This window comes from Mesorhizobium sp. M1004 (assembly GCF_040318795.1).
Lineage (GTDB): Bacteria > Pseudomonadota > Alphaproteobacteria > Rhizobiales > Rhizobiaceae > Mesorhizobium.
On the sequence record NZ_JAMYNB010000009.1, the window covers coordinates 96,502 to 111,626 of the forward strand.

Annotated in this window: 14 protein-coding genes; 4 read left to right on the top strand and 10 right to left on the bottom strand. The window is 63.7% G+C overall.

The window, feature by feature from the left end:
• Positions 1 to 143: 143 nt before the first annotated feature.
• A complete protein-coding gene (locus tag NKH54_RS19520; RefSeq protein WP_353028761.1) occupies positions 144 to 2,444 on the bottom strand; it encodes a GumC family protein in 2,301 nt (766 codons plus the stop codon).
• 198 nt (positions 2,445 to 2,642) lie between these two features.
• Between NKH54_RS19520 and NKH54_RS19525 the strand changes: the two genes are divergently transcribed.
• Positions 2,643 to 3,938, top strand: coding sequence for a lipopolysaccharide biosynthesis protein (locus tag NKH54_RS19525; protein ID WP_023681896.1), 1,296 nt, complete (start codon positions 2,643 to 2,645; stop codon positions 3,936 to 3,938).
• Here the strand turns inward: NKH54_RS19525 and NKH54_RS19530 are convergent.
• Genes NKH54_RS19530 through NKH54_RS19540 form a run of 3 tightly spaced genes read right to left on the bottom strand, consistent with a single transcriptional unit; the run spans position 3,935 to position 6,818 of the window.
• Positions 3,935 to 4,858: a DUF6492 family protein gene (locus NKH54_RS19530; protein ID WP_353028762.1), complete on the bottom strand. Its 924-nt coding sequence runs from the start codon at positions 4,856 to 4,858 to the stop codon at positions 3,935 to 3,937. The genes NKH54_RS19525 and NKH54_RS19530 overlap by 4 nt on opposite strands.
• Entirely contained in the window at positions 4,855 to 5,649 is a 795-nt protein-coding gene (locus NKH54_RS19535) for a WecB/TagA/CpsF family glycosyltransferase (protein ID WP_023681898.1), read from the bottom strand. The genes NKH54_RS19530 and NKH54_RS19535 overlap by 4 nt, the downstream gene beginning before the upstream one ends.
• Positions 5,646 to 6,818, bottom strand: coding sequence for a glycosyltransferase (locus NKH54_RS19540; protein ID WP_023681899.1), 1,173 nt, complete (start codon positions 6,816 to 6,818; stop codon positions 5,646 to 5,648). Before NKH54_RS19540 ends, NKH54_RS19535 begins: the two co-directional genes overlap by 4 nt.
• A gap of 172 nt (positions 6,819 to 6,990) precedes the next feature.
• On the opposite strand from NKH54_RS19540, the gene NKH54_RS19545 reads away from it, so the two are divergent.
• From NKH54_RS19545 to proC, 3 genes are all read left to right on the top strand, one after another.
• Complete coding sequence (locus NKH54_RS19545; protein ID WP_023681900.1) at positions 6,991 to 7,989, top strand: glycosyltransferase family 2 protein; 999 nt, start codon at positions 6,991 to 6,993, stop codon at positions 7,987 to 7,989.
• Entirely contained in the window at positions 7,958 to 9,277 is a 1,320-nt protein-coding gene (locus NKH54_RS19550) for an O-antigen ligase family protein (protein ID WP_023681901.1), read from the top strand. The genes NKH54_RS19545 and NKH54_RS19550 overlap by 32 nt, the downstream gene beginning before the upstream one ends.
• A gap of 87 nt (positions 9,278 to 9,364) precedes the next feature.
• Positions 9,365 to 10,180, top strand: coding sequence for a pyrroline-5-carboxylate reductase (gene proC / locus NKH54_RS19555; RefSeq protein WP_023669294.1), 816 nt, complete (start codon positions 9,365 to 9,367; stop codon positions 10,178 to 10,180).
• Positions 10,181 to 10,202: 22 nt separating this feature from the next.
• On the opposite strand, the gene NKH54_RS19560 is transcribed toward proC, so the two are convergent.
• The 6 genes from NKH54_RS19560 to NKH54_RS19585 all read right to left on the bottom strand — a co-directional run bounded on the left by NKH54_RS19560 (position 10,203) and on the right by NKH54_RS19585 (position 14,949).
• Positions 10,203 to 11,102, bottom strand: a complete 900-nt coding sequence (locus NKH54_RS19560; RefSeq protein ID WP_353028786.1) for an MBL fold metallo-hydrolase — start codon at positions 11,100 to 11,102, stop codon at positions 10,203 to 10,205.
• A 273-nt stretch (positions 11,103 to 11,375) separates the two neighbouring features.
• Positions 11,376 to 11,558, bottom strand: coding sequence for a type II toxin-antitoxin system VapC family toxin (locus NKH54_RS19565; protein WP_280806608.1), 183 nt, complete (start codon positions 11,556 to 11,558; stop codon positions 11,376 to 11,378).
• 29 nt (positions 11,559 to 11,587) lie between these two features.
• Complete coding sequence (locus NKH54_RS19570; RefSeq protein ID WP_280940305.1) at positions 11,588 to 11,767, bottom strand: type II toxin-antitoxin system VapC family toxin; 180 nt, start codon at positions 11,765 to 11,767, stop codon at positions 11,588 to 11,590.
• On the bottom strand, positions 11,767 to 11,937 hold the full coding sequence (locus NKH54_RS19575) for a type II toxin-antitoxin system VapB family antitoxin (protein WP_353028763.1): 171 nt from the start codon (positions 11,935 to 11,937) through the stop codon (positions 11,767 to 11,769). Before NKH54_RS19575 ends, NKH54_RS19570 begins: the two co-directional genes overlap by 1 nt.
• A 151-nt stretch (positions 11,938 to 12,088) precedes the next feature.
• Entirely contained in the window at positions 12,089 to 13,402 is a 1,314-nt protein-coding gene (locus NKH54_RS19580) for an NAD(P)H-dependent oxidoreductase (RefSeq protein WP_352789335.1), read from the bottom strand.
• A gap of 152 nt (positions 13,403 to 13,554) precedes the next feature.
• On the bottom strand, positions 13,555 to 14,949 hold the full coding sequence (locus NKH54_RS19585; RefSeq protein WP_352789333.1) for a multicopper oxidase family protein: 1,395 nt from the start codon (positions 14,947 to 14,949) through the stop codon (positions 13,555 to 13,557).
• Positions 14,950 to 15,125 lie beyond the last annotated feature (176 nt).

Genomic DNA, 15,125 nt, shown 5'->3' on the forward strand with positions numbered 1-15,125 from the left:
ATTCTGTGCTGACGGGCTCAGAGCGACTCATCCTTTCACGGAAAGGCTGAACCGCTCTATTTCTTGTTTTGACGCAATTCCCAAGGGAAAGCGCGCTACGCGCTTTTCCCGGGAAAACCGTTTCACACTTTTCCTGGAATTGCTCAGAAATAGCGGCGGTGCGAACGGCTTTCGGTGAGTTCGCGCACCGCTTCGCGAAATTCGCGCAGGCTGGCGCGGATATCGTCGATTTGCGCCTGCTGGTCTTCCGGCGCCGCCCCAGCGGGCTGCGGAGAAGACCACGGCCCGGACGCCGCGGGCATCGGCTGAGCCTGCGAATAGGCATAGTCAGCCGGCTGACGAGGCTGCGCGTAGCCAGGCTGCTGCGCAGGGGGATTGGCGTGCGGAACCTCGTTCCGGAAGTCCGGCTGGCGATAGCCCACAGGCTCCTGCACCGGCCTTATATATTCGGCGGCTGGTTGGGCGCGGTAGGTCTCGACGGGCCGATCGCCTGACGTCCCGCTACCCGGCGTGGCTTTGCGCATCGCCGAGAACAGTCCGTCGAACAGACCTGGGCTCCGGGCGGGAGCGGCCGCGGTCGGCAACACCGGAGGTGCTGCCGGTGGCGGCGCCACAGGCAGCGGCGCGCGATAGACCTTGTCCTCGACCGGAGGGCGGCGCTCGTCCATTGTGCCGCGCGAACGCGAATTGGCACCGCCGTGCAGGCTGGCAAAGGCGCCGCGCATGGCGCCGACACCGATGCCCGAAGCAAGCCCGAGCAGCAGGCCGGCCATCGCTATTACAGCCCGCGACGGTCCGTTGGGTTCGAGCGGCGGTTGCGCGGGGGTCATCAGATTGATGTTGGTGGTGTTGATGTTTTGCTGTTCGCCGGTCTCCTTGGCGCGCAGAAGGTACTGTTCGTAGACGGAGCGTTTGGCCGTGGCATCACGCTCCAGTTCGCGCAGGCTGACCAGATCGCTGTTGACGTCGCCGCTCTGGACCTTTGCCTGAGCCAGGCGGGAAGCGAGATCCTGCTCAAGCTGGACCGAGCGCTTCAAGTCGACCTGCAGCGACGAGGCGATGCGGCGCAGTTCGCCTGCGATGCGCTCGCGCGAGCCGCCGAGCTGGGCGTTGAGCGCCTGGTATTCGGGATGACGCGGTCCCAGACGCACGGCGGCGCGGTCGGCCTCCTGCTTCAAAGCTGCATATTGCGCGCGCAGTTCGCTCATCGTGTTGGAATTGATTTCTTCCGGCAAGGTGCCGTTGATGACCGAATTGACGTCCAGCGAACGCGCCGACGCGGCCCGGGCATTGAGTTCCAGCGTACGGGCCCGGGTGACTGAGAGCTGCTCGTTGAGCTTCAGCATCTGGTCGTCGCTGATCAGATGGCCCTGCGCGTCGACGAGATCATGCGTGGCCCTGAAATCCTCGACCTTGCGCTCCGCTGTCTCGACATTCTTGCGCAGGTCATCGAGCTTGGCCGTCAGCTGGTCCGTCGCGCGCCCGGCCATCCCGAACTGGTATTGGGCCGCCTCCTGCTGGAAAACGTCCCTGGTCCTATTGGCTATCTCCGCCGATTTGTCGGCGCTTTGAGTCGTGGCGCTGATGGAAACGACAAAGCTCTTGCCGCTGCGCTCAACCGACAGGCTCTTGGCCAGATTGCCGACCGCCAGCGCCTGGCGGCGCACTTCACCGCCGCCGCCAGGGCCATCCTGGCGCGACAGTATCGAGCGAATGAGCGACAGGACGCCAAGGCCGCCAGAGCCCTGTCCGTTGAATTCCGGATCGTCGACGAGATTGAGATCGGCCACGACCTTGTCGAGGACCTTGCCGGATGTCACCATCTTGATGCGGGTTTCGACAACAGCCAGCGCCGCATCGGGCTGCCCGACCGGTTGGGTGAGATCGTTGTCGGAAAGCTTCAGGTCGCCTGGCTCGATGACCATCTGTGTGGTCGCTTCGTATTTCTTCGGTGTCGAAACGGCGACGGCGACGCCGAGCACCGTCCCCAATATCGTCGTCGAGACGATCAGCAACTTGGAACGACTAATGCCGCGGACGACCTGGAGCGGATCGATCAGCGGTTTCCATTCCTGCCCGTCATCGTCGTCGCGGTCCGGTTGCTGCTCGTGGAAAGAGCGGGGCTCATAGGCCGCGCGGGAGCGAGGCTCCTGAGGCCGGCCGGAAACAGGCTCCTCACGCGCGCTGGCGGCCGAAACGGGTTCGCCGTCGGCCTGGAACTGCGGCGGCTCGGGCGGTGACGTTGGCGCCGGATTCGACCGCGCCTCGCGTTGCGATCGGGCTATGCGGTGACGCGTGGCGGCATCCTCGCGCCATGACGGATCCACCCGGTCACCGATCGAGACCGCCGACGCATCCGCCGCCTCATCGCCGCGCACAGCTTTGCCGAGCGCCAGGAGGGAGCGCTCGCGCCTCCAGTCTTCACGGTTTTCCCTGTCGACCATTGTCTCGAAACTTTACCTTCGACGGCGCGGGAGCGGCGGTCGGCCAATCGTTAAGTCACGCTAAACACGCATGGGAAACAAAAGGTTAATTTCCGAAGTCTGCAAGTGAAAGTTTCTCGCTTCGCCACGCATTGCCGGGATCTGTAAAATGGCGTCAGAACCGCACGTTAAGCTTTCCGGCTTACGGCTTTCCTCGATATGACGCAGGCCAGCGACATACCGCAAAGGCGGACACTCGCCCGCATCGGCACCTTCCTTGCCGAAAGACGGGGGCTGGTTCGCGACTATCTTTCAGCCATCAGCGGCGCCGGCGGGCGGCTGGTGTTCTCGCTTGCCTATTTCATCGCACTTGCCAACACGCTGTCGATTGCCGAGTTCGGCATGTTCGCCACCGCCTCGGCGGCCGGCGTCATGCTGTCGCGCATCCTCGCTTTCGGCTTCATCTCGGCGCTTTACCGCACAGCCACCATCCGCCCCAATCTGATCGGCACCTTCACCGCCGGCTTCCTTTTGCTTGGCGCCGTGTCCTTACCACTGCTGGCGGCGGCCTCCTGGGGCGTCTACCTGATCTTCTTCGCCAGCACCGTGCCGCTGGCCGTCTTTGCCGCAATCGTCTTTGCCGAAGCGCTTTTGTGGCGGCCGGTCGAGGTGGTGCTGATCGTCAACAACGGGCTCGGCAAATTCGGCCGCGCCGCGGTGCTGTCGATCGTGACCACGGCGTTCCGTGCGCTGGGCGCCGTGCTGTTCATGCTGTCGGGGCAGCACAGCGTCTGGATCTGGTCATTGTTCTACATCGGCGCCAACGCCGCCTCGCTGCTGCTGGCCTTCGGCTTCTATTATCCACGCCAGCGGCTGAGGCTGCGCACCGAGCTCTATCTCAGGCGGCTTGCCGATTCGATCTATGTTGCCGGCGCCGAAGTGCTGTTCTACCTGCAGTCGGAATTCGACAAGCTGCTCGTCCTGGCGATCGGCGGGCCGCATCTGGCCGGCATCTATGCCATCATCATGCGGCTGGTCGACCTGACGGCAATACCGATCCGCACCTTCTCGATGATGCTGGTGCAGAAGATGATGCGGTCGCCGGAGCTGTTGTCGCGACTGCGGGTCAAGAGCGGTATCGAAGCCGGCGTGTTCCTGGTATCGACATTGGCGCTGGCCGCACTCGGCATCGTGCTGCATTTCTTCCCCAATGCACTTGGCCGGAATGTCGCCGAGGCGGCGCCCTTGGTGGCATTGGCAATCGGCGTGCCGGGACTGCGCAACCTGGTCGAATACCAGGCCGAGCTGCTGTTCGCGCGCGGCCAGACCGCGCTCAGGGCGCTCAACCTCGGCCTGCTGGCGGGGCTGAAGGCGGTGCTGTTGACCTATGTGCTGACCACGATTGCCGACACGCCCAGGCTTGTCGTATCGCTCAATGTCGTCTTCCTGCTGCTCTATCTCGCCTCGGCGCTGCTGACCTATTCGGCGCTGCGCAAGCCCGCCAAGGCAATCTAAGCCAATCCGATCAGGCGGCGGATGCGGCCGATATCGGTGCCGATGAAGGATTGCATGCCGATCGCCACCTGCCCCGGTGCCATGGCGGCGACGAAGCTGCGGAATTCGTCATCCGACAGCGCCTCGCCGGTCCAGTGCACGCGGCAGAATTCCTCCGAGCCGTGGAAATGGCCAGCGCGCTTCAGCACATCGTCGACATAGCGGCCATAGATCATGCATTCGGAGAACCGGCGCACTGAAGCGATGACCTCGACCCAGCCGCGCGCGTGCACCTTCTCGATCTTGGCGCACATCGCCGTCACGGTCTGACGGCGCCAGGCGATCAGCGTCGAAATATAGTCGTGGTTCGAAACCTCGGATGCATCGATACCAATCGCCGAGGCCGCATTGCGCGACCAGATGCGATGCTCGTCGTGACCGTCGCTCGACAGCACGCCGTCGCGCCGGAACAGCCGCACCTTGCCGTCGCGCCAGAAGGCGCTCAGATCGAATGGCTTGAGGAAGGCGACGTCGGAATCACAGAAGACCAGCACGTCTTCTCCAGCATGCGCAGCGATGGCGATGCGGCGCAGCTGCTGCACATGCCAGCCGCGCAGCGGCTGGGCCTTGAAACTGAGCCAGATGCGACGGCGAAAGAGGCTCATCGGATCGTCGAACACACGCAGCCAGCGCGGCAGCAGGTCGCGCTCGTCGACAACGCTGCGGCGGTCGTTTTCCAACTGGCGAAACAGCGCCACGTCGCGGTGCTCGACCAGAATGTAATGATGCGCCACGCCGGAGACATGGCGGTCGAGGGTCTCGCACAACAGGCGGCAGCGTTCGAAATCCGGCGCATAGCTGGCGGTCACCACCGCTGCCGTCGGCGTTTGCGGCAGGGCACCGGTCTCGGCTGCAGGGCTCGGCACGACGCGGCTGTTCACCGCAACTCTCCGGCGGGCTCGGGCCGATGTGAGAATTTCTGCCTGACGACACGCAGCAGGAACACCGGATTGCCGACGACGTAGCGGCGCCACAGCCGGCCGGGCTCGATGCACAGACGGAACAACCATTCGAGCCTCAGCTGGCGCATCCACAGAGGCGCCCGCGGCACCGTGCCGGAGAGAAAATCGAGCAGCGCGCCGACGGCGATCGGCAGCGTGCAGTGGCGGGCATCGATATGACGGGCGATCCACAATTCCTGGCGCGGCACGCCCATGGCCACAAGCAGCACGTCGGGCCGCAATGCCTCGATGCGATCGACGATCGCCTGCTCTTCGGCGGGGGAGAAATAGCCGTCATGGATGACGACGAATTCGTGCTGCACCGCCAGAGCGGCTAGCCTGACCGACGCCGCCTCGGCGTTGGCGCGGGTGGCGCCAAGCAACCCGACGGTCAGCGGCCTCGCCGATGCCTGCAGAAAGGCCGGAATGAGATCAGTGCCGTTGAGATTGTCCGGGAACGGCGCGCCGTAGAGCAGCTTTGCCGCCAGATCGACGCCAACGCCGTCAGGCAGGATGAGGAAATCGTCGAGCGCCTCGGCAAAGACCGGATCGGTAGAGGCGATGTTGGCGTTGTGAGCGTTGAGAAAACTGACCTTGGTGAAGCGCCGCTCGGCAATCAGACGAGCGAGCAGCGCGATCGCGTCATCCCAGCCGATGGCAAGGACCGAAATGCCGAGGATCGTCTTCAGCGTATCGAGCCCGAAGGCGGCGCGGGCGGTGTGCATGTTCATGCAGACACCTCCTCCCCCACCGACCCGAGCTTTTCCAGGCCGAGCCTGATGGCGGCATCCAGTGCCTTGATCTGCCGGCGGTGAAAGGCGCTGCCATCGACATCCTTGACATCGGCCGCCGCTGCCTCCAGCGCGCCGGCGAAGGCGGCCGGATCGTCGGTGACGAAGCAATTTGCCGGGCGATGATCGATGCCGCGCAGCGAACGGCTGGTGGCGACCGACGGCAGGCCGAGCTCGAAGGTCTCGATGGTCTTGAGCTGAACGCCGCTGCCCGCGGTGCTGATCAGTGGAATGACGGCGGCTCCGCGCACGAAATTCTGGGCGTCGGACACGCGGCCGACAAATTCGACACCGGGATGGGCAGAGGTGATATCCGACGGCATGTTGCCGGCGACCCTGATGCGAAAGCTCCGGCGAAGATGCGGCACGACTTTTTCCAGGAACCAGTCGAGGCCGATGCGGTTCGGCTGCCAGGTCCAAGTGCCGATCAGCGCCGCGTCGCAATCGATGCGGCGCGGCTTGACCGGCTTTGGCGCCGTGGCAGTGGTCACCAGCGGCAGCACCGCCGAGCGGTCGTCGCTGGCAACGCCGAGTGCGGCGCGGTCTTCCTCGGCCAGCGTGAAGACGAAGCGAGCCCGGCGGCAGAGCCGCTCCTCCATGGTCTTGAGCAGCCTGGCCTCGCGGGCAAACAGCAGGCGCTGGAAGCGACTGTTTGCTGCTGCCGCATTCTCTTTGGCCGAACCATGTTCGACATTGTGGGCGACGAAAATCGAGGGACGGTCGGCGAACAGTTTGTCAAAGGCGCCGGCGAACTGCACCGAATTCAGGACATAGCCGTCGAAGGGACCGGCGCGCTCGATCGCGGCACGGACTTCGCTGTCGGAAACCGCGCGCAGCTTCACGGAAGCGAAGGTGAGCCCTGACAGCACCGCCTTGCCAAGCCAGGCGAGCTTCTGCCGCGCCGAGGCGCTTTCCGTGCGCACGTCGACGGCGCCGAGCACGATGGTGTTTTCGGGGTCGCTGGGCGCCTTGCCCGGCCAGATGAAGCCGATGACGGTGACGCGCACGCCGGCGCGCCGCAAGGCGGCGATGATCGCAGCATTGGCGATCTCATAGCCCGAAGCGAGAGCGCCGTCGGGCACGATCGATGTGGCGAACAGCAGATGCATCTCACCTATCCAGGCGTCAGCGACTAGCAAAGCTGGGTGAACCCTTGATTAAATCACGCAACGCAACGGCTGAAAGGCGCGGACCGGCAGGCGCCGCTGCGAAAGGTGATTAACGAAACGTTATCGTCGCGGTGTTATCGAAAGCCAGATTCAAAACATGCGGCTGGAGCGGATGATCCCTTTGCCATCGGACGGTTCGGTATCGATTGCGGGACGCTCTCCGGGGCTCGCCGCAGAGACGATCGAAGCCGTCGTCACGCTGCCGACCTTCAAGCGGCCGCAACTGCTGCTCGAAACGCTGGCGTCGCTCAAAGCACAGCAAACCAGCCGGCGCTTCGCCGTCATCGTCATCGAAAACGAGGCCGAGGCGCGTGAGGGCGCCCAGGCGGCCGTGCCGCTGTTCGAACGCGACGATATGAAGGGCATGGTCATCATCGCGCATGAGCGGGGCAATTGCAGTGCCTACAATGCTGGCTGGCAGACGGCGATCCTGCATTTTCCGGATTTCCGCCACCTGCTGGTCATCGACGATGACGAGATCGCCGACGCGGACTGGCTGGAGCGCATGTGCAGGACGGCGGAGACGCTTGGCGCCGACATTGTCGGTGGCCCGCAAGTGCCGGTGTTTACCGATCCTGCTCACGCCAAATGGGCCGAGCACCCGGTGTTTGCGCCGCCCTATCGCCAGACCGGGCGCGTGGCCGCACTCTATTCCTCGGGCAACCTTCTGGTCGGGCGCAATGTGCTCACCATCATGGGGCCACCCTTCCTCGACCTGCGGTTCAACTTCATGGGCGGCGGCGATTCCGACTTCCTCAGCCGCTCGGCGCAGAAAGGTTTCGTGCTTGGCTGGTGCGCCGAGGCAAAGGTGCGCGAAGGCGTTCCGGCCCGGCGCGTCGAGGCTGACTGGATCCGCGCCCGATCCTTACGCAACGGTGTAATCTCGACGCTGGTCGAAAAGAAGAAGCGCGCCGGCACGCCATTCGCCGGCGCCAAGGTGTTTGCAAAAAGCCTGGCGCTGCTGATAGCCTCGCCCGTGCGCGGCGCAATCAAATTGGCGCGGACAGGATCGCTGTCGACGGCGCTTTACCCCGTCTATGTCTCGCTCGGCCGCGTGCTTGCCGAATTCGGATACGCCAATGAGCAATACAGGCAGCCTGAGAAGAACTGACGAGCTGCTGCTGGGCGGCATCGTCACCCGCGACGGCGTGGCGACGGCGATTGCCGCGCTGTTGTTTGCCGTCGTCATCGTGTCGTTCCGGCCGTTTCAGCCGGCAGGCGCGGAACTGACCGGCGACGGCGGCGACATCGTCAACCAGCTCGGCTTCAGTTCGCTCGGCGCCATTTCGATCTTCTCACTGCTGACGTTCGCCGACCCCAAGGTGGTGCGCTCGCTGCTCAGCCCGTCCTGGATTCTGATGCTCGGCTTTTTCATGCTTTCGGTCATCGACGCGACCGACCCGTCCTCGGCCATGCGCGCGGCCTTCTTCACGCTGCTTGGCGTTCTGACGATAGCGACGGTCCTGGTGCTGCCGCGCGATGCCGACAGTTTTTCGAAAGTCATCATATTCTGCGCGATCGTCGTTATCGGCCTGTCCTATGTCGGCCTCATCGTCTTTCCGCATGAGGCCCTGCATACGGCCGATTCGCAGGAGCCCGAACATGCCGGCCTGTGGCGTGGTGTGTTCGCCCACAAGAACATTGCCGGACCAATCATGGCCTGCTTCAGCTTCGCCGGCCTCTATCTCTTCCGGCGCGGCCAGAAATTCTGGGGCGTGGCGATCTTCGGCGCGGCGATGATCTTCATGCTGCACACCGGATCCAAGACGACGGCCGGCCTGGTGCCGTTCTCGATCCTGATCGTCGTGCTGCCGGGCCTGATCGGCATGCGGTTCGGCACGCCGATCCTGTTTGCACTGGCGATCATTGCGACGGCCATCGGTACCTTAGGCATCGTCTTCATCCCGCCGGTGAAAGAGCTGGCGGCCACCTATTTCCCCGACCTCACCTATACCGGGCGCACGACGCTGTGGGAGTTCTCCGGCGAGATGCTGGCGAAGAAGCCTTGGACCGGCTACGGCTATGAAAGCTTCTGGGGCACGCCGCTGCTGCTGAGCCAGGACCAGCCTTTCGACCGGGCCTGGGACATCCGGACCATCGTGCATGGCCATGACGGCTATCTCGACATTGCGGTGCTGATGGGCATCCCGGCGCTGTGCGTTGCCGTCTACACTTTCGTGATCGCGCCGCTGCGCGACTACATGCGCATCCCGCCGCGCAAGGAGAACATCTATCTCGGTGACTTCTTCATGATGGTGGTGCTGTTCACGGCGCTGAACGCGTTCCTGGAAAGCTTCTTCTTCCATCGCGGCGACCCGGTGTGGCTGCTCTTCGTGCTCGGCGTGCTTGGCTTGCGGCAAGTGTCGCTGCGGCCGATCGCGGTGCGCCGGCGACCTTGACCGGCTGGCCTGATCCAGCACCCCTTGAGGGGCTTTCCCGTCTGCCCGCTAGCGTCTAAGGAGAACCCTTGTCTCGGAGGGCTCTCAATGACGATCAGGCTTGTTCTCGCCGGTTGCGGCAATATGGGTTACGCCATGCTTGCGGGCTGGCTGAAATCCGGCAAGCTTGCCCCGCAAGCCGTGTTCGTGGTCGAGCCCAATGCCGAATTGCGCAAGCGCGCCGAGCACCTCGGTTGCAGTGTCGCCGCGGACGCGAACGGGATCCCCGCCGACGCAGAGCCCGACCTCGTCGTCATCGCCGTCAAGCCGCAGGTGATCCGCGACGTCACCGCCGCCTACAAGCGCTTCGGCGACGGCAGGACCACCTTCGTCAGCATCGCCGCGGGCACGCCGGTCGCCACCTTCGAGCACATCCTCGGCCATCTCGCGCCTGTTATCCGCTGCATGCCCAACACGCCGGCCGCGATCGGCAAGGGCATGATGGTGGTCTATTCCAACCCGCTGGTGACCGACGACATCAGGCGTTTCGTTGCCGAGCTGCTGTCGGCGAGCGGTGTGGTGACGACGATCGACGACGAAGGCCTGATGGACGCGGTGACGGCGGTTTCGGGGTCCGGTCCGGCCTACATCTTCCATTTCATCGAGGCGCTGACGGTTGCAGCCGAGAAGGCGGGGCTGCCGACCGAGACCGCCAGGCTGCTTGCCATGCAGACCGTCTATGGCGCTGCTGCACTCGCTGCCGAAAGCGGCGAGGAGCCCGGCGTCCTGCGCCAGCAGGTGACCAGCCCCAACGGAACCACGGCAGCCGCCCTTGCCGTGCTGATGGGCGAAGACCGGCTGACGAAGCTGCTGACCGAGGCGGTGGAAGCCGCGCGGCTGCGGTCGGTGGAATTGGGGAAGTAGCCGAGACGCTCGCGGGGCCGTATCAGCCCCACTTCATCTCACCCTTGGCGACCTTTGCGCCCAGTTCCAGGGACGAGACGTCAAGAAGATCGGGATAGCGCCGCTTCATCGCTGCAATCAGCTCGACGCTGGATTTCGCTTTTTCGGCTTCCTTATTGAAAGCTTCGAGGTAGGCGCGGGTGAATTCCACGGCCGCCAGACCGTCCGGTGCACCGGCTACCTGATGGGACGGCACCACGATGTTGGGTTTGCGGGACGCGATTTCGTTGAGCGCGGCAATCCATTTCTTGCGGTCGTCTACGGTTGGCTCGTCGGCAACCCAGACATGTACGCCGGACGAGATCAGCACGCCGCCGAACACCGCTTCAAGGCTGGGCACCCAGAGATACCGCCGGTCTTTCAGATCGGCGACGGTGACGATCTCGATCTTGTTTCCTTCGATTTCAAGTGAGGTGATATCGGATGCCTCGGGAATGACGACATCCGCCAGGACCTTCGGTCCATTGTCCTTGAGCTGCGGGCCCCAGACATCCAGCTTGGCTTGCACATTGGCTTTGATGGCAGCCACCGTCGCAGCGGCTGCGATGATCTTGGCGCCGGGGAATTCATCCGCGACGGGACACAGGCCGAAATAATAGTCAGGGTCGCTGCAGCTGACGTAGATCGTGGTCAGAGTCTTGCCCGTCGCCTTGATCGCATCCGCGACCGCACGGCCATCCGACAGCGTAAATCCGCCATCGAGGAGGATGGCTTCCTTCTCACCGGTCAGCAGCACCGGCGTGCGGCGGAAACCCTTCTCGTCAGCCTGAAAATAGGTCCATTCCAGCTTGGCGGCGGCCTTAGCTGCAAAAGCCAGAGGCTGAAGCATGGCAACCATGCCCGTTGCCAGAAGGGTTTTCATTGTTTCGCGTCTTGTCCAAATGGTTTGCAAGATTTCAACCTCAATGGGGTTCAACTGATCGTTCGGAGATTGGCATCTCGGCATCGTTTGAAAAACCCGGATCAAAAAGACAGACTATATGAATGGATCATACAATGGCAGCCGATGGTCTGCGTCGTCAGCACGAGCGCAATGATCAGGCGTGTTGCGCGAGCAGGTCAACAGCCCCATGGCGCGACCGCGGCAGCATTTGGCCTGCTGGGCGGGAGCGGCTGACGAAGCTGCTGACCGAATCGTGGAACTGGGGGAGTAGGATCAGGCCAGATCGGTGTGGGAAAAGCCTTTCCCTTTGTAGAGCGAGGGCATCCCACGGCTTTTTGCCGAGGCATATGACAGGCAGTCAGCGAGGTTGAGCTGAGCCGGGTGGCCGCGACCTTTGCCATAGTTCGAAAAAGCCTGGATCGCGAGCTTGGCATCACCTCTTTCGATCGGAACCACCTCGATCGCGGCTTCGCGCAGGAAGTCTCCTATTGCCCTTTCGGCGAGAGCGGCTCCACCACCAACTTCGACGAAAGCCGCATCGCCGCTTCGAGCACGACCAGCGGAGATGTTATCCGTATCGAGGCCTGCCCGATCCGGCGGCTCCAATTGGCGGCGTCTTCCTCTGCGGCGAGGACAGCGATCACCACCGAGGTGTCGATGAACATCAGGAATGTCCCCACATCTCGTCGATCTCATCCTTAGTCAAATCCCTGCCGCCGCTTCCCGCCTTGGCCTTCAGATCGTTCGATATGGCGGCCAGCCGCTCAGCCAGCGGAACTCGTTCACGTTCGCGCTGAAGCTCGGATTCGAGCGCCTCGATCACCGCCTCGGTCATTGGAATCTTTCGCTTTCGGCAAGCTGCCGGGCGAGGTCACGGGCGCGCGGGTCTCTGATCTGGAGATTCATCCTAGAAGCCTCCGTTCGGTGCCACTACAACATAGGGAGTTGTCATGACAAGGCCAGCCCGACTGGCCTGTCGTCCAATCTCAGCTCCCGTACAGCATCTCATCCTGCAGCTTGCGCAAAGCGAACAGCCTGGTCGTGCGGTCGGGTGTGGCGTTGTCGGTGGTGATGAGCTCGCCCTTCCTGACCGGCTTCAGCACCTTGCCGCCTTCGAGCAGGCCGACCGCGACGGCGCTGACGGCGCGGGCCTCTTCGACGGTCATTGTCCAGGAGCGGTAGCAGGTCTCACCGATGGCATCGAAGGTCTCGCCCATGGCGAGATCGCGCTTGGCGACCGCGCAGACCTCGGCCACCGGCTTCGGCAGCGGCACCATGTCGGGGCGGCCGTAGAGCATGATACGCGCTGCCGTCAGCGGCACTTCCAGCGAGGTCAGATGGTAGGGCCGGAAGAAGCTGTAATAGGGGCCGTGGCCGATATGCAGATCGTCCATGCGCTCGACGATGCGCGGATGCGTCGCCTCGACGATGACGAACACGCCCGGCGCCACACCCTTGCCGATCGTGTAGTCGACAACACCCTTCTTCGACAGGATGCCGCCATCGGCGCGCGGTATCAGCACCTTGGCCAGCTGGTCGCGGTCGGCCTTGGGCCCGTGCATGCCCGGCACATCGGGCACCAGCCCGGTGGCGTTGGCGATGGCGCACATCTCGACCATGGTTTTCGAGCCGTCTACGAACTCGACCAGCATGCGCGGGTTCATGTTGCGGCGAAGGGCTTCCTCGCGATAGTCATCCGGAACGGCATCGTGGTTGAGCGGGTTGTTCTTGCCCTTGCCAGCCGAGACGATGGTGTAGCCGAGCGCGGAGGCAAACTCGATCAGCTCCATGCAGCTCGACGGCTCGTCGCCGGCGCCGACCGAATAGACGACGCCGAGCCGGTCTGCCTGCTGCTTGAGGTAGCAGCCGATGGTGACGTCGGCCTCGACATTCATCATCACCAGGTGCTTGCCGTGCTCCATCGCCTTCAAGTCGAAATCGGCGGCGACACCAGGCTTGCCGGTGGCGTCGATCACGACGTCGATCAGCGGATTGGTGACCAGCATCTCGTTCGAGGTGATGGCGATTTTCCCGGCCTCGATCGCCGCGGTGACTTTCGAACCCATGTCGGCCTCGACCGCCATCGCCTCGTCGCCATAGGCGATGCGGATGGCGTCACGCGCCGTGTGCGGACGCCGCGTCGAGATGGCCGCGACCGAGATGCCGGGCATCAGCATGCCTTGCGTGACCAGGTCGGTGCCCATTTCGCCGGAGCCGATGACGCCGATGCGCACCGGGCGTCCCTCGGCGGCGCGCCTGGCGAGATCGCGGGCCAGTCCGGTCAGGGCGACATTGGTCATGCAAGCGTGTCCACGGCTTCTTGATTGCAGGCGGGAATAGCAGGGAACGGCCCCGCTTTGCCAACGAAACCAGCGGACGGCGGCAATTTCTCCGGCAACAGGCCCGGCAGGTGAGGCCAACCCCAGTAGAGGCTGATTGACCCGCCTCGACGTCAAACCACCCTGATATAGCTCGTCATGCCGGTTTTCTGATGTTCGATGATGTGGCAGTGCAGCAGCCAATCGCCGGGATTGTCGGCGACGAAACCGAGCTGAACCTTCTCGTTGGGCTGCATGAGATAGGTGTCGGAGATGACCGGCTGAACCTGGCGCGTCGAAGACGACAGCACCTTGAAGCTCATGCCGTGCAGATGCATGGGATGCGATTGCGGCGTCAAGTTTTCCAGGTCGATGACATAGCTTTTGCCGAGCTTCAGCTCGGCCAAAGGCGCGGTCGGGTCCGGCGTGTCGCCGGGCCACGGCACCTTGTTGATGGCCCAGAAGGAGTAGCCGAGCGTGCCACATATGCTGTCGCTCGGCACGTTTTCCGCGGTGGCGCTGAGCGAGAGCGCGATGTGTTTCGCGCTGGCGAGATCCACCTCCGGCACCGGGTTGGCTTCCAGCGGTGCGAGGTCGCGCAAATCGCGCTTGAGCGAGCTGCCGGTGGCGCGCAAGGTGGCGAGGACCTTGGGTTTGGTGCCTCTGATGTCGCCCAGGCTGACGATCGCGCCCTCCTGGTCAGGCATGCGGATGGCGAGCTCCATGCGCTGCCCCGGTCCGAGCAGCAAAGCATCGGGCGCAAAACGCTGCGGCACCGGATTGCCGTCCAGCGCGATGACCGCGGCCTTCCCACCCTCGACGCGAAAGGCGTAGATGCGGGTGACATCGGTGATGGCGACCCGCAGCCGCACCAACCCGCCGGCCGGCGCGTCGAATTGCGGCTGGTCGAGCCAGTTGGCGGTGCGCACCGTGCCATAGGTTCCGGTTTTTGCGGCATCGCGCGGCCGGAATTGCTGGATGAACTGCGCGTCGTCGCCGAGGCGCCAGTCGCGCAGGTTGACGACGGCTTCGGCGTCGAATTTTGGATCGTTGGGGTTCTCGACCACGATCACGCCGGTGAGGCCATGGCCCATCTGCTCCAGCGTGTTGCAATGCGGGTGATACCAGAAGGTGCCGGCGTCGGGCGGGGTGAAGGCGTAGTCGAAATGATCGCCGGTATAGACGTAGGGCTGAACCAGGAAGGGGACGCCGTCCATCTTGTTTGGAACGCGAATGCCGTGCCAGTGGACCGTCGTCGGATCGTCGATGCCATTGACGAGGCGGGCGGCGAAAGGCTCGCCTTTTTTCATCCGCAGTACAGGCGGCATGCCTGATTCACCATACGTCAGGACATCCCGGGTCTCGCTCGCATCCATGAACCTGGCCTGGATCTTTGCCGTCTTGAGCACCACCGGCTCAGGTGTGACAGCTGCCCAACCGCTGAGCCTGGTCATTGCTGCCAGCCCGACGCCGCCACCGCCGGCAACCGCAGCCGTTTTCAGAAGCCCGCGGCGGGTGAATAGGGTCATCTGGCGCTCCAACGGAATATGATTACCTGTCGTCCTGAATGACGGGTGGCGACCGGCGCACAAGCCGATACCGCCACATCGCATCTCTGTCATGCCATGGCGAGCCGGTGACATCTGCTTGCGCAACAGCGTGAACGCTGAAGTGCCCACCATTCGCCCGCATCCGGGAGCGCGGG

Coding starts and splice junctions, on each gene's coding strand:
- NKH54_RS19550 (WP_023681901.1), top strand. CDS start 7,958: ATGAGCAATACAGGCAGCCTGAGAAGAACTGACGAGCTGCTGCTGGGC.
- NKH54_RS19545 (WP_023681900.1), top strand. CDS start 6,991: ATGATCCCTTTGCCATCGGACGGTTCGGTATCGATTGCGGGACGCTCT.
- NKH54_RS19525 (WP_023681896.1), top strand. CDS start 2,643: ATGACGCAGGCCAGCGACATACCGCAAAGGCGGACACTCGCCCGCATC.
- NKH54_RS19585 (WP_352789333.1), bottom strand. CDS start 14,949: ATGACCCTATTCACCCGCCGCGGGCTTCTGAAAACGGCTGCGGTTGCC.
- NKH54_RS19535 (WP_023681898.1), bottom strand. CDS start 5,649: ATGAACATGCACACCGCCCGCGCCGCCTTCGGGCTCGATACGCTGAAG.
- NKH54_RS19580 (WP_352789335.1), bottom strand. CDS start 13,402: ATGACCAATGTCGCCCTGACCGGACTGGCCCGCGATCTCGCCAGGCGC.
- NKH54_RS19575 (WP_353028763.1), bottom strand. CDS start 11,937: ATGACCGAGGCGGTGATCGAGGCGCTCGAATCCGAGCTTCAGCGCGAA.
- NKH54_RS19520 (WP_353028761.1), bottom strand. CDS start 2,444: ATGGTCGACAGGGAAAACCGTGAAGACTGGAGGCGCGAGCGCTCCCTC.
- NKH54_RS19540 (WP_023681899.1), bottom strand. CDS start 6,818: ATGCATCTGCTGTTCGCCACATCGATCGTGCCCGACGGCGCTCTCGCT.
- proC (WP_023669294.1), top strand. CDS start 9,365: ATGACGATCAGGCTTGTTCTCGCCGGTTGCGGCAATATGGGTTACGCC.
- NKH54_RS19570 (WP_280940305.1), bottom strand. CDS start 11,767: ATGTTCATCGACACCTCGGTGGTGATCGCTGTCCTCGCCGCAGAGGAA.